Below are 22,670 nucleotides of genomic sequence, written 5' to 3' on the forward strand. Positions count from 1 at the left end.
CCGCGGCTTCCCCGCTCCTGCTGCCGTTATGCCTTCGCCTCCGTGTCGGAGGGTGGGCCTAGGCTCGCGGCGACCGGGTGAGGAGGTCCGATGCCCGTACGGCTGACCGCGAGCGAGGCGCTCGCCCTGCGCATGACGAGCCTGCTGCTGCGCCCGCACCCCACCATCCGCCCCGGCACCGTCGCCGACGTGGTCGAGTGGTTCGGGGCGATGCAGGCGCAGGATCTGGCCAGCGGGCTCTGGTCGCTCGGCGCCCGACTGCCCGCGCTCACCCAGGTCGACGTGCAGGCCGCGCTGGAGCGGCGCGAGGCACTGCGCACCTGGCCCATGCGGGGCACCGTGCACCTCGTCCCGTCCCGCGACGCGCGGTGGATGCTCGAGCTCACCGGTGTGCGCTCGCTGGCCGGCGCGGCGACGCGGCGCGCGGCGCTCGGATTCGACGCGGTCACGGCGGACCGCGCCGCCGAGGTGCTCGGCACGGCACTGGCCGGCGGCGGGCGGCTCACCCGGGCGCAGTGCCTGGCCACCCTGAACGCGGCCGGCATCGCCACCGACGGCCAGCGCGGCTACCACCTGCTGTGGTACGCGAGCGTACGCGGCGTGACCTGCCTCGCCCCGAACGTCGGCACCGAGCAGACCTTCGCGCTGCTCGACGAGTGGGCGCCCGAGCCGCACCAACTCGAACGCGACGAGGCGCTCGCGACGCTGACCCGCCGCTACGTCCGCTCCCACGGCCCGGTGACCGCCCGCGAGTTCGCCGGCTGGACGGGGCTCACCCTCACCGACGCGCGCCGGGGGTTCGCGGCGGCCGGCGACACGCTCGCCGCCGTCGAGGTCGACGGTGAGGAGATGCTCGTCGACGCGGCCCTGCTGGACGCCCCCCGCGGCCCGGTCGACGACCTGGTCGTCCTGCCCGGCTTCGACGAGTACCTGCTGGGCTACAAGGACCGGTCGTTGATGCTCGACCCGGCCCACCGCGACGCGATCATCCCCGGCAACAACGGCATCTTCCAACCCACCGTCGTCTCCGGTGGGCGGGTGGTGGGCACCTGGAAGCGGGCCGTCGGCCGGGGCCGGGTGACCATCACCGTACGGCCGCTGGCCGCCCTGGACCGGCCCCGCGCGGAGCACGCCCTCGCGCGCTACGCGGCGTTCCTCGGCCTGCCGCCGACGGTGGCCTGGCCCGACTGACGCCGCCCGGCGCGCGCGCGACGAGGACCGGCCGGGCACACCGCCCGCCGGCCCTCGTCGCGTACGCCGTCAGTCGGCCAGCGCGCCCGCTGCCCGGCCCTCGTGCAGGGTGAGGTTGCGGCCGTTGGACGGGTCGAAGAGGTGGATCTTCTCCAGGTTGAACCAGACCCGGCGGGTCTCCCCCTCGGCCACCGGCGACTCGGCCGACAGGCGGGTGACCAGGCTGGCCCCCGCGCCGGTGAAGTCGGCCGCGCCCGCGTCGGCGGCCAGCTCCTCCAACTCGGCGGCGCTGGCCCGCTCCCCCTCGACGGTGAAGTAGACGTACTTGTCCGACCCCATCGACTCGACGATCTCCACCGGCGCCTCGAACTCCAGCCCCCGGCGACGGGTCTCGTCGTCGATCAGCGCGGCATCCTCGAAGTGCTCCGGCCGGACGCCGAGGATCAGCTCGCGCGGCGCGTCGGCACCGTCGAGCTGCCGCCGCACCCGGTCCCCGATCGGCACGTCACCGAGCGCGGTACGCAGGCGACCGTCCTCCACGGCGGCGTGCAGGAAGTTCATCGACGGCGAGCCGATGAAGCCGGCCACGAAGAGGTTGCGAGGGTGGTCGTACAGCTCCTGCGGCGGGCCGACCTGCTGGACCTCACCGCCGCGCATGATCACCACGCGGTCGCCGAGGGTCATGGCCTCGGTCTGGTCGTGAGTGACGTACACCGTGGTGGTGCCGAGCTGCTTCTGCAGCCGCGACACCACGGTGCGCATCTGCACCCGCAGCTTGGCGTCCAGGTTGGACAGCGGCTCGTCCATGAGGAACGCCTTGGGCTGGCGGACGATCGCCCGGCCCATGGCCACGCGCTGCCGCTGCCCGCCGGAGAGGTTCGACGGCTTGCGGTCCAGCAGCGCGGTCAGCTCCAGCACCTTCGCCGCGTCCTCGACCTTGGCGTTGATCGTCTCCCGGTCCAGCTTCTGCAGCCGCAGCGGGAACGCCATGTTCTCGCGCACCGTCATGTTCGGGTAGAGCGCGTACGACTGGAAGACCATCGCGATGTCACGGTCGCGGGGCGCCTTGTCGTTGACCCGCTGGCCGCCGATGCGCAGCTCACCGGAGCTGATGTCCTCCAGGCCGGCGATCATGTTGAGGGTGGTGGACTTCCCGCAGCCGGACGGGCCGACCAGGATCACGAACTCGCCATCGGCGATCTCCAGGTCCACGTCGCGCACCGCGACCGTCCCGTCCGGGAACCGCTTGCTCACCTTGTCGAGCACGATGTCAGCCACTGTTACCACCTGAACCCTTGGCTACGCACGTTTACCACCTATCCCTTGACTGCGCCGGAGGTCAGGCCGGACACGATGCGGCGCTGGAAGAAGAGGACGAAGAGGATGATCGGAACGGTGATCACCACGGCGGCGGCGCAGATCGCCCCGGTGGGGTCCTCGAACTGCGACGCGCCCGTGAAGAACGACAGCGCCGCCGGCACCGTGCGGGACCGCTCGGTGGAGGTCAGCGAGATCGCGAAGAGGAAGTCGTTCCAGCAGAAGATGAAGACCAGGATCGCCGTGGTGAACAGCCCGGGCGCGGCCAGCGGCGCGATCACCCGCCGGAACGCCTGCCCCTGGGTCGCACCGTCCATCTTCGCCGCCTTCTCCAGGTCCCACGGGATCTGCTTGAAGAACGCCGACAGCGTGTAGATCGCCAGCGGCAGCGCGAACGTGATGTACGGCAGGATCAGCCCCGGCCAGGTGTCGAACAGGCCGAGCTGCCGCTCGATCTCGAACAGCGGAGACACGAGCGAGACCTGCGGGAACATGGCGATCAGCAGGGAGACCCCGACCAGCAGCCGCTTGCCCGGGAAGTCCAGCCGCGAGATCGCGTACGCGGCCATGGCGCCGAGCACCACGGCGACCGCCGTGGCGATCAGCGCGATGCCGATCGAGTTCACCAGAGCGCGCACGAACTGGTCGGTGTCGAAGATCGTCCGGTAGTTCTCCAGCGTCCACTCCCGCGGGATGAACTTCCCGTCGGTCAGCGTGGCCGGCGTCTTGAACGACAGCGAGGCGATCCACAACACCGGGATCAGCGCGAAGACGACCACGATGACGTCCAGCAGACCCCACCGCAGCTTCGCCCGCGTGGTGGTTTCGGTAGCCATCTCAACGCCTCTCGTCGTCCGAGCTGCCCGGGGCAGCGGTGCCGAAGAGCTTCACGAAGACGAACGCGACGATCGCCACGGCGATGAAGATCAGCACGGACATCGTCGACCCGATGCCGAGGTTCAGACCCCGGATCAGGTTGTTGTAGGTGAGCATCGACACCGACGACGTCTCGTTGGCGCCCGCCGTGAGGATGAAGATGTTGTCGAACACCCGGAACGCGTCCAGCGTGCGGAACAGCAACGCGACCAGGATGGCCGGCTTCATCACCGGCAGCATCACCTTCGTGAACCGCTGCCAGGCGGTCGCACCGTCGGTCGAGGCCGCCTTGAGCAGGTCCTCCGGCACGAGCGCCAACCCGGCCATCAGCAGCAGCGCCATGAACGGCGTCGTCTTCCAGATCTCCGCCAGCATGATGATCGCCAGCGAGCTGGCCCGCTCCGTGAGCGGCGCGCCCTCGCCGAACAGGTTCGCGAGGTAGCCGGTGCCCGGCGTCCACGCGTACCGCCAGGAGAAGGCCGCGACCACTGTGACGATGCCGTACGGGATCAGCGCCGCGGTCCGCACGATGCCTCGGCCGACCAGCGTCCGGTGCATGACCAGGGCGAGACCCATGCCGAGGACCAGTTCGACCGCGACGGTGACCACCGTGATCAACGCGGTCACGCCGAACGCCGTCCACCAGAACTCGTTGGTGAGCACCGTGGCGTAGTTCTCCAGGCCGATGAACTCGCGCTGGTCCGGGAAACGCAGGTCGAAACGCTGCAACGACAGCCAGACCGAGTAGATGATCGGGTAGGCCGTCACCGCGAGCATGACCAGCGCGGCGGGCGCGCACAGCAGCCAACCGAGCCGCCGCTCGGCCTTCTTGTTCTCGCTGAGCGGCGCCCGGCCCCGGCGGGCCCGCTGGGTGGGCACCGCCGCGTGGCGGCCGGCGGAGCGTTCCGCGTTGGCGGCGACGTCCGCGCCGGTGGGGGTGGCGTTGACGCTCACGGCAACACTCCCTTCGACTCGAGGGCGTCGGCGATGGCCTTACGCAGCTCGTCGCCGGTCTGCTGGGGCCCGATCGCCGACGGCGGCGAGAGCACCGCCGACATCACGGTGGAGATGCTCTGGTAGGCCGGGGTCAGCGGACGCACCGCCGGATCCTTCAGCTCCTCGAGGATGGTCTCCTTCATGGGGTACGCCTCGGCCATCTCCGGGTCGTCGTAGACCTTCTCGATGGTCGGCGGCACACCGTCGTTGATCGCGGAGAACTTCTGGTTCTCCTCGTTGCGCAGGCACTTGGCCACCTCGAACGAGAGGTCGGGGTGCTTCGAGTACCGGCTCACCGCCAGGTCGACGCCGCCGATGGTGACCCGGCTCGGGGTGCCCTCGTCGATGCCCGGCACCCGCGCCCAGCCCACCTGCTGGGCCAGGTCCGGGTTGGCCTCCTGCATCGCGGGGTAGACGAACGGCCAGTTGACCTGGAACGCGCCGCTGCCGGACTGGAACTCCAGCCGCACCGGGTCCTCGGTCGCGTTGCTGAACGACGGCGACGTCACGCCCGACGTGGCGAAGCGCTGCAACTGCTCCAGCGCCCGCACCGCGCCCTCGTCCATGACGGCCTTGCTGCCGTCCTCGCTGAGGATCCGGCCGCCGGCGCTCTCGGCGAGGGTGTTGTAGAGGACGACGAGGCCCTCGTACTGGGCGCCCATCGTGAGCACCTGGTGGGGCTTGCCCTGCCGCTTCAAGTCCTGCGCCATCGAGATCATCTCGTCCCAGGTCTTCGGCGGCTGCGGCACCAGGTCCTTGCGGTACCAGAGCAGCTGGACGTTGGTGTTCTTCGGCGCCGCGTACAGCTTGCCCTGGTAGCGGGCGGTCTCCAGCGGCCCGGCGAGCGTGCCCTGCTCCACCTCGGCCCGGTCCTGCCCGGTCCACTCCAGGATCCAGTCGGCGCTTGCGAACTCCTGCGTCCAGGTGACGTCGAGACCGAGCACGTCCATGCCGCTGTCCTCCGCGGCGAGCCGGCGCACCATCTGCACCCGCTGGTCGTCGGCCTGCCGGGGCAGCACCCGGTAGACGATCTTGTAGCGACCGCCGGCCTGCGTGTTGCAGGCGTCCACCACCTTCTGCAGGTTCTGCTCCGGCGGGTAGTACAGGTTGATCGTCGGCGTGCCGCTGTCCCCACCGGAACCGCAGCCCGCCAACGGCGCCGCCAGCGCCACCGCGGCGGCAGCCGCCACCACGCGCACCCGTGGTCGGCGTCGACGTCCGGCCTCGTCAGGGTCGTTCATCACCCCTCCCCTCTGATCGGCCACGTGCCGGGAGGTCACCGTGCCCCGGCGCACGGCGAGACGACCGCGAACCGTGCTCAGCGAGTGACGGATCCCGGACGTTTCGTGGCCCCAACACTGCCCGACCTGGGAAGTCGCGAAACATCGCGCGATCGCCGGCCACGGCTGTGGCGGGGATCACCCGGCGCCCGCCGGGCATGATTGCGCTCGATCCAGGAAGTAGTGGCCTCCGGGCGCGGGTGACCCCACTACTTTCACGAAATTGCACGATCTTGCCCGGTCACACGCGGACGACGCCCTGACCGGGCGGGGTCGTGGCGCCGCGGAACGCGCTTGCCAGCCTGCCGTGCCGGGTGGGCATGATGGCCGGATGATCGCGCGCTTCAAGGACCTCTGTCTCGACACCACGGACGCCCCGCGGCTGGGCGGCTTCTGGGCCGGCATCCTCGACGCGGAGCTGGTCGACACCGGCGACGGTGACGCCCGGATCGACCCACCGTCCGGGCGGTCGAAGGCCGAGGCGATCTGGGTCAACACGGTGCCCGAGCCGCGCAGCGTCAAGACGCGCGTACATCTGGACCTGCGCCTGCCCGAGGGTGACCCGGCGGGCCTGCTCGCGGCCGGGGCCCGGCTGGTGCGCGAGCCGGACGCGGAGATCGGCTGGTGGGTGCTGGCCGACCCGGAGGGCAACCTGTTCTGCGCGTTCCCGCCCCGCGAGGGCACCCGGCCGGGGCCGTTCGCCCTGGTCGTGGACAGCGCCGACCCGGTCGCGCAGGCGACGTGGTGGTCCGGGGTGGTCGGCGGCCGGGTGGAGACGAGCGACGAGGGGCACGCGTCGGTGGTTGGCGCGGCAGGCTTCCCGTGGGACCGCTGGCTGTTCGACCCCGTCCCGGAGCGCAAGACGGTCAAGAACCGGCTGCACTGGGACGTCGACCTGACCGGCCCGGAACCCACCGCGCTGATCGCGGCCGGCGCCACCCTGCTGCGCCAGCCGGACGCCGACATCAGCTGGTGGATCCTGGCCGACCCGGAGGGCAACGAGTTCTGCGCCTTCGCGCCACGTCCCACCCAGTGAGCGGCGGAGCTACCCCACGCAGGCCGCGTGCACTAGCGTCTTCCTAGCTCCGCTGCCAGCGCGTACGCCGCCGACGTCGATACGCCTCCGGCCGACCCCACCCCGCCCGATCGGTTGGTTCTCGCGGGAACTCCCGCCGCCGACCCCCCGGTTGGGCAGGATCGTCCGCAACGAGGAGGTGCCGTCGTGCAGGACACCCGCGCTCTCGCCCTGACGTTCGAGGTGAGCGGCCTGCCACCGGTCAAGACCGAGGCGCTGTCCATCTTCGCCGCCGGGCACCGGCAGGCGACGAGGGTCCGCGCCCTGCTCGAAGCGGCCTGCGCGGCGGCCCAGCGTACCGGCTGGACCCCGCTCGCCGGGCCGGTCGAGGTGGATCTCGTGCTGCGCTGCCCGCCGGGGCACCGCACGTCCGACGCGAGCACCCTGCTCGGCGGGGTGTGCGCGGTACTCCAGGACAAGAAGCGGGTGACCAGCATCGGCCTGGCCCATCTCGGTGTCCTCGTGGACGTCGCGCTCTACGACGACGACCGGCAGATCCGCCGGCTGTCGTACGCCGAGGAGCCGGCCGAGGACTTCTCGTACCAGGTGCGGGTGGCCGCCGTACCGAACGTGGTTTGACCGACGACCGCGGTGGGGTACCGCGGACGCCGACGAAGGGAGCGCCGATGTCGGAGCCACATGTCACGCTCGACCCACGCGGGCTCGATCCCGTGCAGCATAAGCTGCGCGGCCCGCTTGAGGATCAGCTGACCTCGGCGCTCCGGGCGGCCACCGAACGGGTCCGTGCCGACTACGCGGGCGAACCCGTCGAGCAGGTCTGCCAGCGGCTGCTCGACGAGACCCGCTCAGGGCTGCATCCCGACATCGCGGCCGGCTTCAACCCCGACATGGACGAGTTCTGCCGGGTGGCTGTGGCGATCGTGCGCGGCACGGTGGTGTGACCGGGCCTCCGGACGGGTCAGGACCGGGTCCGCAACTCCCCGGTCCTGACCCAACCGTCCGGCGTGGTAGCGGACATCGCCCTGGCACGCCGTGGGCGTGGCACGCCGCCCACGGCGGATCTGCCACGACGAGCCGGCCCGCCTGCACTCAGCTCCACGTGCCCACTACCGGACCGTACGCTCGGGCTCACCCCGAAGAGCCGTGAGCGCGGGCTCAGGTTAGGCGCGTTTCGGCAGGCCGGACAAGGCGTGCGTGGCCTGCCGGAAGCGTGATTGATCTCAACATCGAAAAGCGGCATGTCGGCGTAACGACGCCGTCGCCGTCAGCGCTGTTCCCAGTCGAGACCCGCGCTCGCGCGGCGCGGCTCGGCGGTTGCGGCGAGCGCGCCGAGCAGCACCGCCAGGGCCACCACGTGCAGTAACCGTACCCCGGTCGCGCCGGTCAACCGCGCCGCCGGCAGGAACGGCAGCAGTGCCGCTCCGGCCACGACGGTCAGCCCCGCGACGCGCCGGAAGACCGCCGGCCGGACGGGCGGCGCGGGCTCGTCCACGACCCGGGCGCGGCGCGCGAGGCGCCGCATCAGGTCGACCGCGACCACCCCGCCGACCACCGTGCTGGTCAGATCGGAGACCGTCCACCAGTGCAGGCCGGTGCTCGCGTACCAGTCGATGCCGAGCGCCCGCAGCCAGCCGTCGGTGTGGGTGGCCCGGTCCCAGGCCACATGGCTGGCGGCGCCGAGCAGCGCCGAGCCGGCGGTGATCCACCAGCGGTGCGGCCCGGCCCGGGAGATTGCGTGCGCCGGCCAGCGGAACCGACCGAGACCCGGCAGGTAGGGGATGACGAGGCCCGCGCACCGCCGCACCAGCCAGGCGTAGCCGAGTGCCACCGGCAGGCACCACCAGAGCAGGCCGGCGACGGTGTGCGTGCCGGTGATCTGGAAGCGGGTGCCCGTGGTCAGGTACGCCACGTCGGGGGCCACCGCGCCGCTGGCGAGCGCGACGCCGTCGAACCAGCGGGGCCGCCACAGGGCGAGTGGCAGCACCGCGGCCAGGTGCGACGGGAACGTCAGCGGCATGCCGGCGCCCCGATCGGCTTCCCGCCGGGCCGCAGCGCGGCGGGCGCGGACGGCCGGAGGCCCACGGTGGACGTCAGAAGTGCCGCAGCAGGTCGGGGAAGGCGGCCAGGCGCAGGACGCCGTGGTCGGTCGGGTCCAGTTCCTCGTCCTCGAGCACCCAGGTGTTCTGGTTCGGGATGAAGACGGCCTGCATGCCGGCAGCCCGGGCGGGCAGGATGTCCGACCGTGGCGAGTTGCCGATCATCCAGGCGGCGGCCGGGTCGAAGCCGTGTTCGCGGGCGAGCCAGCGGTAGGTGTCCGCGTCCTTCTCGGGCACGATGTGCGCCGCCCGGAAGTGGTGCAGCAGCCCGGACGCGTCGAGCTTGCGCTGCTGCTCCTCCCTCTCCCCCTTGGTGAGCAGCAACAGCTCGTGGCGGCCGGCCAGCTCGTCGAGCGCCTCGGCCACGCCGGGCATGAGTTCGATGCGGTGCTCGACCAGCGCCACGGCCAGCCGGTCGATCTCGGAACGCTCGGCGTCCGTGGCGGGCCGCTCGCGCAGTCGTTCCAGGCACTCCCCCAGGCTACGCAGGAAGACCTTGCTGCCGTACCCGTGCACCACCGCGTTCGCTCGCTCGATGTCGTCGAGGATCGCCCTGATCTCGCCGCGGTCGAGGGTGGGATGGTCGAGCCACGACAGGAAGTCGTCGATCACCCGCTCGAAGACGACGTTGTTCTCCCAGAGCGTGTCGTCCGCGTCGAAGATCAGCACCTGCGCCTGCCGGCGGCCCTCCCCGTCCCACGTCATCGGCGTCCCGTCCCTTCACCACGGCTGCTCCCGTCCCGGGCCGGGACTCTAGGGCACCGCGCCCCGACCGGCCCACCGACTTTCCCGGCCGCGGTCCGTCAAGGGCCGCTGGAACAGCCTCGGCCACCGCCCGGTCGGCCCGCTCGGCCAGTCGGCGTGGGCTCACCGCCGCCCACCCCTCAGCCTCGGCGAGCCGGCGGGCGACCGTGACGACTAGGTCACGTTCGCTCTGGTCAGCATCCGCGTCGCGAGGTTCGGACACCCGGCTCATGCTAGGTTCCCGTGACGCCACGCGGCCGATCCGTGACGGATTGTCGACTGTCGACCGCTGGCGGCGAGGGCCGGCCGCCGTCAGCGGCGCAGCGTGAGGATCAGGTCCGCGACCAGGGCCGTCCAGCCCGTCTGGTGCCAGGCGCCGAGCCCGGCGCCGTTGTCACCGTGGAAGTACTCGGGGAAGCAGAGCAGGTCCCGCCAGTCCGGGTGGGTCTGGAAGAGCTGGGCCGCACCGTAGATCGGTCGCCGCCCCCAGCCGTCGCGGGTGAACAGCGCGATCAGCCGAGCCGACAGGTCGTCGGCGATCTCCGTGAGGGTCCGCTTCACTCCCGAGCGGGTCGGGTACTCGATCTGGAGGTCGTCGCCGAAGAACGCGGCGTAGTCCCGCAGGGCGCTGATCAGCAGGAAGTTCGTGGGCATCCAGATTGGACCGCGCCAGTTCGAGTTGCCGCCGAACAGGCCGCTCGTGGACTCGGCGGGCTCGTAGCCCACGCAGAACTCCTGGCCACCGAGCGTGACCGTGAACGGCTTGTCCAGGTGCGCCCGGGAGAGCGTGCGCAGGCCGTACTCGGAGAGGAACTCGTCGGGGTCCAGCATCCGGGCCAGCAACCGGACCATCTGGTCCGGGCCGACCATGGACAGCAGCCGCTGCTGCCGGCCGTCCGGGCCCAGCCGCCGCGCGCCGACCACCTGGGCGTACTCCGGCCGCTGGGCGAGCAGCCAACGCAGCCGCGCGCCCAGCTCCGGCAGCCGGTGCAGCGTACGGGCGGACAGTCGGGTCACCGCGGCCAGCGGCAGCAGCCCGACGACCGAGCGGACCCTCAAGGGCACCTGCGTGCCGTCGGCCAGCCGCAGCACGTCGTAGAAGAAGGCGTCCTCGTCGTCCCAGAGCCCCTGCTCGTACGCCGCGGCCGCGATGTAGGCGAAGTGTTCGAAGAACTTCGTGGCGGTGTCGACCCAGGTGCGGTCGTGCTCGGCCAGCACCACGGCGATGTCGAGCAGGTTGAGCGCGTACATCGCCATCCAGCCGGTGCCGTCGGACTGCTCGAGAACGCCCGCGACGGGCAGCGCCGCGGAACGGTCGAACGGCCCGACGTTGTCCAGCCCGAGGAAGCCGCCCTCGAAGACGTTGTTGCCGCCGGTGTCCTTGCGGTTGACCCACCAGGTGAAGTTCAGCAGCAGCTTGTGCATCACCCGGGCCAGGAACTCGTGGTCCCGGCGGCCGTCGATCTCGAACACCTTCAACGCCGCCCAGGCGTGCACCGGCGGGTTGACGTCCCCGAACGCCCACTCGTACGCCGGGATCTGCCCGTTGGGGTGCAGGTACCACTCGCGGAGCAGGAGCAGCAGCTGGGCCTTGGCGAAGCCGGGGTCGACGCGGGCGATGCTGACGCAGTGGAAGGCCAGGTCCCAGGCCGCGTACCAGGGGTACTCCCACGGGTCGGGCATGGAGATCACGTCGAAGCTGGTCATGTGCCACCAGTGGCTGTTGCGCCCGTGGCGGCGTCCGGCCGGAGGGGGCGTCGAGGCCGGGTCGCCCTCGAGCCACTGCTTGACGTCGAAGTGATAGAACTGCTTGCCCCACATGAGCCCGGCGATCGCCTGCCGCGCGACCAGCGCCTCGTCCGCCGTGGCGGACGGCGGGATCAGTCCCGCGAAGAAGCGGTTCGCCTCGGCCCGCCGTGCCCAGACCACCGCGTCGAAGCCGGCCCCCAGGTCCGCGGGCGGCGGTGGGCCGCCGGCCGGGGGTGGAGCGGTACGGGTCAGCCGCAGCCGGATCTGCCGCTGCCCACCGGCCGGCACGTCGAGCACGTAGTGCAGGGCCCCCTTCGTGCCCTCCCGGGCGGGGTTGACCGTCGCCGCGCCGTTGACCACGTGGTCGTTGATGCCGTCCTTCGGATACGGGGAACGGCCGGGCAGGCCCCACAGGCGCTCGGCATTGCTGTCGTTGTCGCAGAGCAGCGGCGTGGGCTTTCCCTCGCCCTCCAGCAGCAGCTGCCCGAGCACCCGGTGCTCGCCGACCAGCCGCGACCCCTCACCCACGAGCCGGGGCACCCGGTCGCCGCCGGGCAGCCCCCACGCCCACGTGTTACGGAACCACAGGGTGGGCAGCACGTGCAGGGTCGCGGCCCGGTCCCCCCGATTGGCCACGGTGATCACGATGCACAGGTCCGTGGGGGACGCTTTCGCGTAGTCGACGGTCACCGCCCAGTACCGGTCGTCGTCGAAGATGCCCGTGTCGACCAGCTCGTACTCGGTGTCGTCCCGGCCGCGCAGCGCGTTGACCGCCACCAGTTCGTCGTACGGGAACGCCGCCTGCGGGTAGTGGTAGCGCCAGCGCATCCACGAGTGCGTGGGCGTGGAGTCCTCGTACCACCAGTACTCCTTGACGTCCTCGCCGTGGTTGCCGCCGTCGCCGCCGAGCCCGAACATCCGCTCCTTGAGGATCGGGTCGCGGCCGTTCCACAGCGCGAGCGCGAAGCAGAACGTCTGCCGGTCGTCGCACACGCCGGCCATCCCGTCCTCGTTCCACCGGTACGCTCGGGACCGCGCGTGGTCGTGCGGGAAGTAGTCCCAGGCCGTACCGTGCTCGCTGTAGTCCTCCCGTACCGTCCCCCATGCCCGTTCGGCCAGATAGGGGCCCCATGCGCGCCAGTCCTGCTCCCCGGCGTCGGCCTGGGCGAGCCGGATCCGCTCGGCGTCGGGGGCCGGCGCGTCGGAGGACGAACGGTCAGTGATCACCTGCACATCTTCGACGCCGGACGGGAACTTGACCACACGGACCATTCTCGCCGTGGCGTTCGGCACGCCGCTCCGGGTGGAGGAAACGTGATCGATATTCGCTTCGGCCCGCAGGTCTGCACCGAGTTGACCAGCGGGGCGACCCGGGAGTGGCTGGTGACCGACGGCGTCGGCGGGTACGCCATGGGCACGGTCAGTGGCCTGCGCACCCGCCGCTACCACGGGCTGCTGGTCGTGGCGGGCGACCGGCCGGCGGTGCGACGCGTGGGGCTGGTGAGCCTCGACCCTGCGGTGCTGCTCCCCTCCGGCGCGCGGGTACGCCTGGGCGCGCACGAGTGGGCCTCCGGCGCGGTGGATCCGCGCGGATTCGAGCTGCTGGAGCAGTTCGCGCTCGTCGACGGCGTACCGCGGTGGCGGTGGCGGATCGGCGACGTGGTGATCGAGCGGGAGCTGGCCATGCTGCCGGGCCGCGCGTGCGTGGCCGTCGTGCACCGGCTGGTCTCCGGCGGCCCGGTACGGCTCGACCTCGCCGCGGCCTGCACCTGGCGCGACGCGCACGGCGAGCGGCGGGCCGACGGCCCGGCGCCCCGGGTCGATCCGGTGGCCGGCGGCGCCGTGGTGGACGGCGCGTTCCGCCTCGCCGGCCCGGGCTGGGTGCCCGAGGGCGAGTGGTGGCTCGGCGTGCACCACCGGGAGGAGGCGGCGCGCGGGCTGAACGCGCGGGAGGACCTGTGGTACGCGGGCCGGTTCTCCGGCGCGCTGGACCGGCCGGGCGACACCGTCTCGGTGCTGGCCTGGGCCGCCCCGCTGGACGTCGAGCCGATGCCGGCGACCGAGGTGGTCGAGGTCGCCCGCCGGCGCAACCGGCAGGTGGTGGCACAGGCCGAGCCCGCCGACGACGTCGACGCGACGCTCGCCCTTGCCGCCGACGCGTTCGTGGTGCGCACCGACGAGTCGCCCGCCGACGTGGTGGCCGGCTACCCCTGGTTCGGCACCTGGTCACGCGACACGATGATCTCCTACGAGGGGCTCCTGCTCAGCACCGGACGCGCGGACCTCGGCCGGGAGCTGCTGCGCGCGTACGCGGCGACGCTGTCGGAGGGGATGCTCGCGAACACCGCCGACACCGGCCGGGTGGAGTACAACACGGTCGACGCGACGCTGTGGTTCCTGCACACGGTGAGCCGGCACGTGGCCGTCACGGGCGACACCGACCTCGCGGCGGAACTGCTGCCGGCGCTGCAGCAGGTGGTCGACGCGCACCGGGCCGGCACCCGGTACGGCATCGGCGTCGACCCGGCCGACGGGCTGCTCACCCAGGGGGCCCCGGACACGGCGCTGACCTGGATGGACGCGCGGGTCTACGGGGTGCCGGTCACGGCGCGCACCGGCAAGCCGGTGGAGGTCAACGCGCTCTGGATCAACGGGCTGGCCGGGCTCGCCGAGCTGACCGACGTGACCGGTGGGGACGCCACCGACCTGCGGCGGCTGCACGCCCGGGCCGCCGCCTCGTTCCGGGAGCGCTACCCCGCGCCCGGCGGCTGGCTGCACGACGTGGTCGACGCGCCCGCACCGGCGTACCCGCTCGGCGGGGCCCCGCACCACGACGACGACTCGCTGCGGCCGAACCAGCTGCTCGCCTGGTCCCTGCCGCACGCCCCGCTGGAGCCGGACGAGCCGACCCTGCGCCGGATCGCCGGCGCGCTGCTCACCCCGCTCGGCCCGCGCAGCCTCGCGCCGGACGCGCCCGAGTTCGTGGGCCGGCACCGTGGCGGGCCGGCCGAGCGGGACGGCGCCTACCACCAGGGCACCGTGTGGCCGTGGTTGTTCGGCCCGTACGTGGACGCCTGCCGCCGGGCGAAGCTCCCCGTCGACGACCTGTTCGTCGGCATCGAGGCCCACCTGACCGAGTACGGGCTGGGCTCGGTGAGCGAGACGGCCGACGGCCTGCCGCCGCACGCGGCCACCGGCTGCCCGTTCCAGGCGTGGTCGGTGGCGGAACTTCTCCGGGTGCGCCGTTCGGGTCGATAGCGCTTTACACCACCGCAACGAGTGCGTCTCCGCTGGTTAGCCCGCCGACGGCAGGATGGGTGCCGATCCCAGTCGCGACGGCGGGCACCGGAAGCGGTGTCGGCCGGCGCGTGCCCGGAGACAACTCGAAGGGGGCCGCATGTCCGCTGACGCCGACGTGATCGACATCCACCCCGCCCGGCACCAGAGGGTGCTCATGCTGTCGTGGGAGTATCCGCCGGTGCTCGTCGGCGGCCTGGGCCGGCACGTACACGCCCTCTCCGTCGCCCTGGCCGCCGCCGGCCACCACGTCACCGTCGTCACCCGCCACGCCGACGGCGCCCCGCTGGAGGAGTACGCCGACGGCGTCCGCATCATCCGCGCCGCCGAAGACCCCGTCACCTTCCCCCTGGCCACCACCAGCCTGCTCGCCTGGACCATGGCCTTCAACCACACCCTCACCCGCGCCGCCCTCCGCGCCACCGAAGCCGCCGACTACGACGTCATCCACGCCCACGACTGGCTCGTCGCCCACACCGCCGCCACCCTCGCCGAGCACCTCCACCTGCCGCTGGTCACCACCATCCACGCCACCGAGGCCGGCCGGCACCAGGGCTGGCTACCCGAGGAGATGAACCGCACCATCCACGGCGTCGAACACTGGCTCAGCACCTCCTCTACCCGCGTGATCACCTGCTCGGGGTACATGCGCGACCAGGTCGTCACCCTCTTCGACGTGCCGCCGGGGCAGATCGACGTGGTGCCCAACGGGGTCGACGACCGGGCCTGGCGCGCCCGCCCCCGCGCGGTCGCCTCGGCCCGGGCCCGGTTCGCCGCGGACGGCCCGCTGGTCGGGTACGCCGGCCGGCTGGTCTACGAGAAGGGCGTCCAGCATCTGGTGCACGCCGTGCCGTACCTGCGGCAGCGCCACCCCGGGCTGCGGGTGGTGATCGCCGGCGACGGACCCTACCGGCACGAACTGGAGGAGGAGACCCGCCGGCTCGCGCTCGACGCGACCGTCCGGTTCACCGGCTTCCTCGACACCACCCAGCTGCCCGCGATGCTGGGGGCGACCGACGCCACCGTGGTGCCCAGCCTCTACGAGCCGTTCGGCATGGTCGCGCTCGAGGCGGCGGCCGCCGGCGCGCCGCTCGCCGTGGCCGACACCGGCGGGCTCGCCGAGATCGTCGAGCCGGGCGTGACCGGGGTGACCTTCCCGCACAGCGACCCCGACGCCCTCGCCGGGGCGGTCGACCAGCTCCTCGGCGACGAGGTGTTCGCGCGGCGCGTGGCCCGCCGGGCCCGCAGCATGGTCGGCGAGCGCTACGGCTGGGCCACGATCGCGGCCCGCACCGCGACCAGCTACGCGGCGGCCCGCCGGGAGCACGGACCGTTGCAGGCGCATCGGGCCGCCGCGCGACCGCTCCCCACCATCCCCGACGGAAACCTGTTGGCGGCCCACACGGCCTGCTGAGCGAGGCGTACGACCGATAGGTCCTCCCCGATCCGCTGGCTACCGTGTACGTCGGACAGCGGGTGAGGAGAGGTGTGCGGCAGGTGCTGATCGCCGGTCGGTACCGGCTGCTCGACCTCGTCGGCCGCGGGGGCATGGGCCGGGTGTGGCGCGCCCGCGACGAGGTGCTGCACCGCGACGTGGCGGTCAAGCAGGTCGTGCCGCCGGCGTGGCTGGCCGACGACGAGCGGGCCGAGCTGCGGTCGCGCACCCTGCGCGAGGCCCGCACGGCCGCCCGACTCAGCCACCCCGCCGTGGTCCGCCTCTACGACGTGGTCGAGGTCGACGGCGAGCCGTGGATCGTCATGGAGTACGTCCCGTCCCGCACGTTGCAGGACGTGCTGGACGCCGAGGGGCCGCTCCTTCCGGAGCGGGCGGCCCGCGTCGGGCTGGCCCTGCTGGCCGCCCTGCGCGCCGCCCACGACGCGGGGGTGCTGCACCGCGACGTCAAGCCGCAGAACGTGCTCGTGGCCCACGACGGGCGGGTGATGCTCACCGACTTCGGGTTGGCCGTCTTCGACGGCGGTGAGGGCGTCATGACGCGTCCCGGCCTGGTGCTCGGCTCGCCGCAGTACGTCGCGCCGGAGCGCGCCGCCGAGGGGCTGTCCACCGCCGAGGCCGACCTGTGGTCGCTCGGCGCCACCCTGCACGCGGCGGTCGAGGGACGCTCCCCGTACGCCCGCGGCACCGCGATGGCCACCCTCACCGCGCTGGCCACCGCGCCACCGGATCCGGCGCCCCACGCCGGCCCGCTGGCACCGGTGCTGGCCGGACTGCTGCGGCGCGACCCGGCGCGGCGGCTCGGGCACGACGAGGCCGAGCGGCTGCTCGGCGCCGCCGCCGCCCCGACGGCGCCCGCCACCCCGGTCGACGGAACCGACGCGGCCGCCTCCATCCCACCTGTGCTCCCGGACGCCTCCTCCGCTGACGATACGGACGCGGAGGACCCGCCGCCGGGACCGGCCCGCGACGGGCCGACCCGCGTGCGGGCGCTGCGGCGGGCCGCGCTCGTGCTCGCGGCGCTCGTGCTGGCCGCCGCGGCCGGGGTGGGCACCGCGCTGGCCGTCACCGGCGACGACGAGCACCGCGACCCGCCGTCCGCCGAGCGGCGCACACCCCGCCCACCCGCGCACCCGTCCTGGGACCCTTACGAAGGGCGGCCCGCGCCGCCACCCGGCGGGCACGATCCGCCGCCGGGAGAGCCCTGGCTGCCGCCGCCGTTCCCGTGCGTGCGCCCCCACGCCGAAGGCGGGCCGCCCGCGGGCAGCCCGGCGGCCGGGGAGACGTTCCGCCCGCCCACGGGGTGGATCTGGCACGTCGACACCAGCGGTTTCCGGGTGGCCGTACCGCCGGGGTGGCGGTACTCCCACGACGGCGACGTGGCCTGCTTCCAGGACCCGACGACCGGGCGGACGCTCAGCGTCACCGGCCCCAAACCGGTGAACCGGTCCTGCGCCTGCGCGCCGTGCGGGACCGCGCCGCCGAGGCGGGCGCGCTGCCCGGCTACCGGGAATGGCGCCTGGGCCGTGCAGAGGGCGGCACGGTGTGGGAGTGCGGCTGGGAGGCGCCGTACGGCGCGTTGCTGCGCGCCGCCCAAGTGGTGCCCGACACGCCGCCGGGCGGCGACCGGTGGATGCTTGGCTGGATCACCGACGACGGGGACTGGGCGGGCGCCGCGGCGGACTGGTCGACGGTCCGGGCAAGCTTCCGCCCGCCACGCTGACCGTCCACGCCGGATGAGAAATCCGAGCTTGGTGGCTATGGTGTTACCGGGGGTGACCGAGGGGGAACGCGAGCGTGCACCAGCTGCTGATCGCGGGCCGGTACCGGCTGGTCGACCTGGTCGGCACCGGCGGGATGGGCCGGGTCTGGTTGGCGCGCGACGAGATGCTGCACCGGGACGTCGCGGTCAAGGAAGTCGTGCCGCCGGCGTGGCTCGGCGAGCCCGAACGCGACGAACTGCGCCGGCGGTCGCTGCGCGAGGCGCGTACGGCCGCCCGCCTCAACCACCCCAACGTGGTCCGCCTCTACGACGTGGTGCACGACCGGGACAGCCCGTGGATCGTGATGGAGTACGTGGAGTCCCGCTCGGTGCAGCAGATCATCGCCACCGACGGTCCGTTGGGCCCGGCGCGGACGGCCCGGATCGGGCTGGCCGTGCTCGCCGCATTGCGCGCCGCACACGCCGCCGGGGTGCTGCACCGCGACGTCAAGCCGCACAACGTGCTCGTGGGCGCCGACGGCCGGGTGGTGCTCACCGACTTCGGGTTGGCCACGTTCACCGGCGGCGACGCCGGGATGACCGGGCCCGGCATGATCCTCGGCTCGCCGCACTTCGTGGCACCGGAACGTGCCCGCGACGGCGTGTCGGACCCGCGTACCGACCTCTGGTCGCTCGGCGCCACGCTCTACGCGGCCGTGGAGGGTCAGCCACCGTACGCCCGCGACAGTGCGATGGCGACGCTCACCGCGCTGGCGACCGAGCCGCCGAACCCGATGCGCCGGGCCGGGCCGCTGCGCCCGGCGCTCACCGGCCTGCTGCAACGCGACCCCTGGCGGCGGCTGACGGCCGTCGAGGCCGAGCCGCTGCTGCGCGCCGCGGCGGCCGGGGCCGACGGCTCCCCGATGCCCGACCCGCCGGCGGCCGCGAAAGGCGGCGGTACCCGGCGGGCGGCGACGGCGGAACGGGACGGCGCCCCAGCCGGACCGGACGACCCGCGGCCGGCCGCCGGGCGACGACCGGTCTCCCGTGGACCCGCCGGCGCACGACGGGCGACGGGTGGCGGGCGACGCCGCCTCACGGCGCTCGTCGGCACCACCACCGCCCTCGTCCTGGTGGCCACCGTGGGGGTCGCCGCCGCGCTGGCCGCCCGGAACAAGCCTCCGCCACCGTCCGGCTCGGGCGGGGGCGCGGCCCCCACCCGGCCCGTCGCCTTCGCCTGCGCCGCCGCACCACCACCGGTCGCCACCCCGGTGGCGTCGGTGCCGCCACCGCGCGGCGCCCGGTTCAGCCTGGTCGACGGCTGGACCTGGTACACCGATCCGACGGGGTTCCGCATCGCGGCGCCCGTCGCGTGGCTGCTCTGGACGGAGGACGCCGTCACCTGCTTCCGCGAGCCCGGCGGTACGCGGGTGCTCAGTGTCGAGTCGAGCGCGTCCCGCCCCGACCCGGTGGCCTGGTGGCGCACCGAGGAGCGGCGGCTCACCGGCGACGGCGCCCTGCCCGGCTACCACCGGGTGGACATCTCCCCCATGGACATCTTCCGCGGCGGCGCGGTCTGGGAGTGCGCGTGGGTCAACGGCGCGGGCGAGCGGGTGCACACGGCCCGGCTGCTCACGAACACCTCGGCCGAGCGCGCGTTCACCGTCTCATGGTTGACAAAAGAGTTCGACTGGCAGGTCAACGCGACATACTTCGCGATGATCCGGCAGAGTTTCACCCCCGCGCCCTGACACCTTCCAAAGTGGACCGTCCGGGCGATTGCCCGGTCGTGCCCGGCTCTGACTAAAGTGATCTCGCTCGTGCGCTCAAGATCCCTGGGGAAGGTGAGCCGAACATGATGGGACCCTCGCACGCGCTCTCGGGCGCGGCGGTGTGGTTGGCCGGGTCCTGGGCGCTGGACCAGTTCGCCGACTACCACCAGTCACCGCTGGCGCTCGCCGTCGGCACCGCCGTCTGCGCCGGCGGCGCCCTCTTCCCCGACCTCGACCTCTCCGGCAAGGTGACCCGCAACCAGGGTGGCGCCACGGTGGCCCGCACCTTCGGCGTGGTCAGCCTGTTCTTCGCCGAGGTGATGGAGAAGATCTCCCTCGGCGTCTACTACGCCACCAAGCTGAGCCGCGACCCGAAGCGCAACAACGGCCACCGCACGCTCACCCACACGATCCCGTTCACCCTGCTGGTCGGGTGGGGCACCACCGCGCTGTGCGCCGCGTACGGCAAGTGGGCGGTCATCGGCATCCTCTTCTTCATGATCGGTCTCGCCGTGCGCGGCCTGTTCGACGAGTGGGCGGAGCGGGCCGGCTGGGTGATCGTCACGCTGGTGTCGGCCGCGGCCGCCTGGTTCACCTGGGCCAACCTGCCCGGCGGCCGGGGCTATCCGCTGATCGGCACGGCCGTGGGGGTGGGCTGCTTCGTGCACATCCTCGGCGACATGATCACGCGGGCCGGCGTGCCCATCCTCTGGCCGATCCCGATCAAGCGTCGGATGTGGACGATGATCGGGCTGCCGAACCGCATCGCGTTGCGTACCGGCAGCAAGGCCGAGACCGTCGTGCTGCGGGCCGCGATGACCGTCGTCGCGCTGCTCGCGGCGGCAGGGCTGGTGGCGCGGCCGGTGCTGAACCGCTTCGACATCGAGATTTGACCCATCCGACCGTCACGGCCATGCCGGACGCGGACGACGAGGTCCCGGCGTTCTGGCGTGGTCTCGGGCTGCCCGGGCTCGCCGACGTGCACGTGCACTTCCTCCCGCCCCGGCTGCTGCGCCGCGTGTGGGCGTACTTCGACGCGGCCGGGCCGCTGGTGGGCACCGAGTGGCCCATCCGGTACCGGTGGAGCGACGCCGAGCGGGTGGCGCACCTGCGGCGGCTCGGGGTACGCGCGTTCAGCGCGCTGGCGTACCCGCACCGGCCGGGGATGGCCGCCGACCTGAACCGCTGGACGCTCGACTTCGCCCGTGCCACGCCGGGCTGCCTGCCCTCGGCCACGTTCTACCCGGAGCCGGGCGCGGCGGGCTACGTCGCCGAGGCGCTGGACGCGGGCGCCCGGGTGTTCAAGGTGCACGTCCAGGTCGGTGGGTTCACGCCGACCGACCCGGCGCTGGACGCGGTCTGGGGGCTGCTCGCCGACGCGGGCACGCCGGTGGTGGTGCACGCCGGGCACGCACCCGTGGGCACCGCGTACACCGGGCCGGATCCGTTCGCCGACCTGCTGGCCCGCCACCCGGGACTGACCGCGGTGGTGGCCCACCTCGGTGCGCCCGACTACCGGGCCTTCCTCGACCTGGCCGCCACCTACGAGCGGGTCCGGTTGGACACCACCATGGCGTTCACCTCGTTCTTCGACCGGTTCGTCCCGTTCCCGGCCGACGAGCTGCCCCGGCTGCGCGAGTTGGGACTGGCCGGCAAGGTGCTGCTCGGCAGCGACTTCCCGAACATCCCCTACCCGTACGCCGAGCAGCTGGCCGGCCTCGCCCGTCTTGGCCTGGGTGACGACTGGCTGCGGGCGGTGTGCTGGGGCAACGCCGCCGCCCTGTTCGACCTGGAGGGCTGACCGGCGCGGGGCACCCGCCGGCGCGCGCCGCCACCGTGGGCACGCCGGCGAGATCGCGCTCGATCACGGAAGTAGTGGTCTCCCCACCGTCGGGAGGCCACTACTTCCGTGTTGCAGCGCGATCATGAGGCGGAATTCTCCGCGACACCGACTATTGACGACCTCGTAACACGTGTCCTACGGTTCGTCGAAACGGTTAGTCGAAACGCTTCGACAACCCCTCGGGAGCGATCCCACGCCGGCCGAAGGAGGTGGCGCGTGGCCACCATGCACGACGTCGCCCGCCTCGCCCGGGTCTCGGTCAGCACCGTGTCGTACGTGCTCACCGGCACCCGCCCGATCTCCCAGGCGACCCGCGACAAGGTGCTCGCCGCCATGGCCGAACTCGACTACCAGCCCAACGCCATGGCCCGCGGCCTCGCGAGCCGGCGCAGCCGGATCGTCGGCCTGCTCATGCCGATGGACGAGCGCGGGCTGGGCGCCACCGAGACGGCGTTCGTCACCGGGGCGGCCGCCGCGGCCAGCGCCGCCGGCTACCACCTCGTGCTGTCCCCGGTCGGCGTCGGCGACCTCGACGACCTGCGCCGGCTGGCCAGCCAGCGGATGCTCGACGGCGCGGTCCTCATGGAGGTGCAGGTGGAGGACGGCCGGGTGGCCGCCCTCCAGGAGGCCGGCGTCCCCCTCGTGCTCATCGGCCGCACCGGTGACACGACCGGCCTGGCGTACGTGGACATCGACTTCGAGCAGACCGTGCGGCAGGCCGTCGAGCATCTCGTGGGGCTGGGGCACCGGCGGATCGTCTACGTGAACCACTCGGCCGCCACCATCGCCGCTGGTTACGGGCCGGCCGTCCGCACCCGGGACGCGTTCGTCGCGGCGATGAGCGGCCACGGGCTGGAGCCGGTGATGATCCCGGCCGAGGACAGCGCGGCCGGCGGGCGGGCCGCCCTGACCGCGGCCCTCGATCAGGCCCCGGACCTGACGGCCGTGCTCGCGATGAACGAGAACGCCATCTTCGGCATCCTCGGCGAGCTGGCCGTGCGCGGGCTCGCCGTGCCGCACGACGTCTCGGTGGTCTCGATGGTCACCTCACCGCAGGTGGCCGAGCTGGCCACCCCCGCCCTGACCGCGATGACGTCCCCCGGCTCGGCGCTCGGCCGGATGGCGGTCGAGGCGCTGCTGCGGAGGCTGGAGGACGGCGGCGACGACGACCACCAGCGCCTGCTGCCGTGCGCGCTGGAGATCCGGGGATCGACCGGCCCGGCCCCACGGCCGACCGCCGCCGCCGGCGGCGGTGACACCGTCCCGACACGTTCCGGCCCGCCGGGCACCTGACGCACGACGGCCCGCCGCCGCGCTG

Annotated in this window: 18 protein-coding genes and 1 pseudogene; 12 read left to right on the plus strand and 7 right to left on the minus strand. The window is 73.1% G+C overall.

Annotated features, from left to right (window positions below; translation table 11 throughout):
- Positions 1 to 90 precede the first annotated feature (90 nt).
- Positions 91 to 1,191 carry a winged helix DNA-binding domain-containing protein gene (locus D7193_RS12325; protein ID WP_120779624.1) on the plus strand — a complete coding sequence of 367 codons (1,101 nt, stop codon included), beginning with the start codon at positions 91 to 93 and terminating at the stop codon, positions 1,189 to 1,191.
- A 69-nt stretch (positions 1,192 to 1,260) separates the two neighbouring features.
- Here D7193_RS12325 and D7193_RS12330 read toward each other — a convergent pair whose 3' ends face one another.
- From D7193_RS12330 to D7193_RS12345, 4 genes are read right to left on the minus strand one after another with little or no spacing between them, the layout of a single operon-like run.
- Positions 1,261 to 2,469 (minus strand): ABC transporter ATP-binding protein, encoded by a 1,209-nt coding sequence (locus D7193_RS12330; RefSeq protein ID WP_120779625.1) that lies wholly within the window; start codon positions 2,467 to 2,469, stop codon positions 1,261 to 1,263.
- 38 nt (positions 2,470 to 2,507) lie between these two features.
- The gene (locus tag D7193_RS12335; RefSeq protein ID WP_120779626.1) at positions 2,508 to 3,344 is read right to left on the minus strand and encodes a carbohydrate ABC transporter permease; all 837 of its coding nucleotides are present in this window, start codon (positions 3,342 to 3,344) and stop codon (positions 2,508 to 2,510) included.
- A gap of 1 nt (position 3,345) precedes the next feature.
- On the minus strand, positions 3,346 to 4,338 hold the full coding sequence (locus D7193_RS12340) for a carbohydrate ABC transporter permease (RefSeq protein WP_120779627.1): 993 nt from the start codon (positions 4,336 to 4,338) through the stop codon (positions 3,346 to 3,348).
- A complete protein-coding gene (locus tag D7193_RS12345) occupies positions 4,335 to 5,621 on the minus strand; it encodes an ABC transporter substrate-binding protein (RefSeq protein WP_120779628.1) in 1,287 nt (428 codons plus the stop codon). Before D7193_RS12345 ends, D7193_RS12340 begins: the two co-directional genes overlap by 4 nt.
- Positions 5,622 to 5,991: 370 nt before the next feature.
- Here D7193_RS12345 and D7193_RS12350 point away from each other — a divergent pair, with 370 nt between their 5' ends.
- The 3 genes from D7193_RS12350 to D7193_RS12360 all read left to right on the plus strand — a co-directional run bounded on the left by D7193_RS12350 (position 5,992) and on the right by D7193_RS12360 (position 7,637).
- A complete protein-coding gene (locus D7193_RS12350) occupies positions 5,992 to 6,696 on the plus strand; it encodes a VOC family protein (protein ID WP_120779629.1) in 705 nt (234 codons plus the stop codon).
- A 186-nt stretch (positions 6,697 to 6,882) separates the two neighbouring features.
- The gene (locus D7193_RS12355) at positions 6,883 to 7,314 is read left to right on the plus strand and encodes a RusA family crossover junction endodeoxyribonuclease (protein ID WP_120779630.1); all 432 of its coding nucleotides are present in this window, start codon (positions 6,883 to 6,885) and stop codon (positions 7,312 to 7,314) included.
- Positions 7,315 to 7,361: 47 nt separating this feature from the next.
- Positions 7,362 to 7,637: a hypothetical protein gene (locus D7193_RS12360; RefSeq protein ID WP_120779631.1), complete on the plus strand. Its 276-nt coding sequence runs from the start codon at positions 7,362 to 7,364 to the stop codon at positions 7,635 to 7,637.
- Positions 7,638 to 7,960: 323 nt separating this feature from the next.
- Here D7193_RS12360 and D7193_RS12365 read toward each other — a convergent pair whose 3' ends face one another.
- The 3 genes from D7193_RS12365 to D7193_RS12375 form a co-directional block, all read right to left on the minus strand.
- The gene (locus D7193_RS12365; RefSeq protein ID WP_120779632.1) at positions 7,961 to 8,713 is read right to left on the minus strand and encodes a DUF4184 family protein; all 753 of its coding nucleotides are present in this window, start codon (positions 8,711 to 8,713) and stop codon (positions 7,961 to 7,963) included.
- A 73-nt stretch (positions 8,714 to 8,786) separates the two neighbouring features.
- The gene (locus D7193_RS12370; protein ID WP_120779633.1) at positions 8,787 to 9,497 is read right to left on the minus strand and encodes an HAD family hydrolase; all 711 of its coding nucleotides are present in this window, start codon (positions 9,495 to 9,497) and stop codon (positions 8,787 to 8,789) included.
- Between the two features lie 351 nt (positions 9,498 to 9,848).
- Positions 9,849 to 12,557, minus strand: a complete 2,709-nt coding sequence (locus tag D7193_RS12375; protein WP_120779634.1) for an MGH1-like glycoside hydrolase domain-containing protein — start codon at positions 12,555 to 12,557, stop codon at positions 9,849 to 9,851.
- Between the two features lie 42 nt (positions 12,558 to 12,599).
- Between D7193_RS12375 and D7193_RS12380 the strand changes: the two genes are divergently transcribed.
- From D7193_RS12380 to D7193_RS12410, 8 genes and pseudogenes are all read left to right on the plus strand, one after another.
- Positions 12,600 to 14,543: an amylo-alpha-1,6-glucosidase gene (locus tag D7193_RS12380; RefSeq protein ID WP_120779635.1), complete on the plus strand. Its 1,944-nt coding sequence runs from the start codon at positions 12,600 to 12,602 to the stop codon at positions 14,541 to 14,543.
- A 139-nt stretch (positions 14,544 to 14,682) separates the two neighbouring features.
- Positions 14,683 to 15,996, plus strand: a complete 1,314-nt coding sequence (locus D7193_RS12385; RefSeq protein ID WP_120779636.1) for a glycosyltransferase family 4 protein — start codon at positions 14,683 to 14,685, stop codon at positions 15,994 to 15,996.
- Between the two features lie 134 nt (positions 15,997 to 16,130).
- Positions 16,131 to 16,875, plus strand: a pseudogene (locus D7193_RS34200) (serine/threonine-protein kinase); the annotation flags it as partial.
- Between the two features lie 625 nt (positions 16,876 to 17,500).
- Positions 17,501 to 17,758 carry a hypothetical protein gene (locus D7193_RS34205; protein ID WP_241562961.1) on the plus strand — a complete coding sequence of 86 codons (258 nt, stop codon included), beginning with the start codon at positions 17,501 to 17,503 and terminating at the stop codon, positions 17,756 to 17,758.
- Positions 17,759 to 17,892: 134 nt separating this feature from the next.
- Positions 17,893 to 19,488, plus strand: coding sequence for a serine/threonine-protein kinase (locus D7193_RS12395; protein ID WP_241563093.1), 1,596 nt, complete (start codon positions 17,893 to 17,895; stop codon positions 19,486 to 19,488).
- Positions 19,489 to 19,592: 104 nt separating this feature from the next.
- Positions 19,593 to 20,402, plus strand: a complete 810-nt coding sequence (locus D7193_RS12400) for a metal-dependent hydrolase (protein ID WP_120779638.1) — start codon at positions 19,593 to 19,595, stop codon at positions 20,400 to 20,402.
- Between the two features lie 20 nt (positions 20,403 to 20,422).
- Entirely contained in the window at positions 20,423 to 21,310 is an 888-nt protein-coding gene (locus D7193_RS12405; protein ID WP_120779639.1) for an amidohydrolase family protein, read from the plus strand.
- Positions 21,311 to 21,577: 267 nt separating this feature from the next.
- Positions 21,578 to 22,645 (plus strand): LacI family DNA-binding transcriptional regulator, encoded by a 1,068-nt coding sequence (locus D7193_RS12410; RefSeq protein WP_241563102.1) that lies wholly within the window; start codon positions 21,578 to 21,580, stop codon positions 22,643 to 22,645.
- Positions 22,646 to 22,670: the final 25 nt, after the last annotated feature.

Origin of the sequence: Micromonospora costi (assembly GCF_003626655.1) — a bacterium.
In the GTDB taxonomy this organism is placed as follows: domain Bacteria; phylum Actinomycetota; class Actinomycetes; order Mycobacteriales; family Micromonosporaceae; genus Micromonospora; species Micromonospora costi.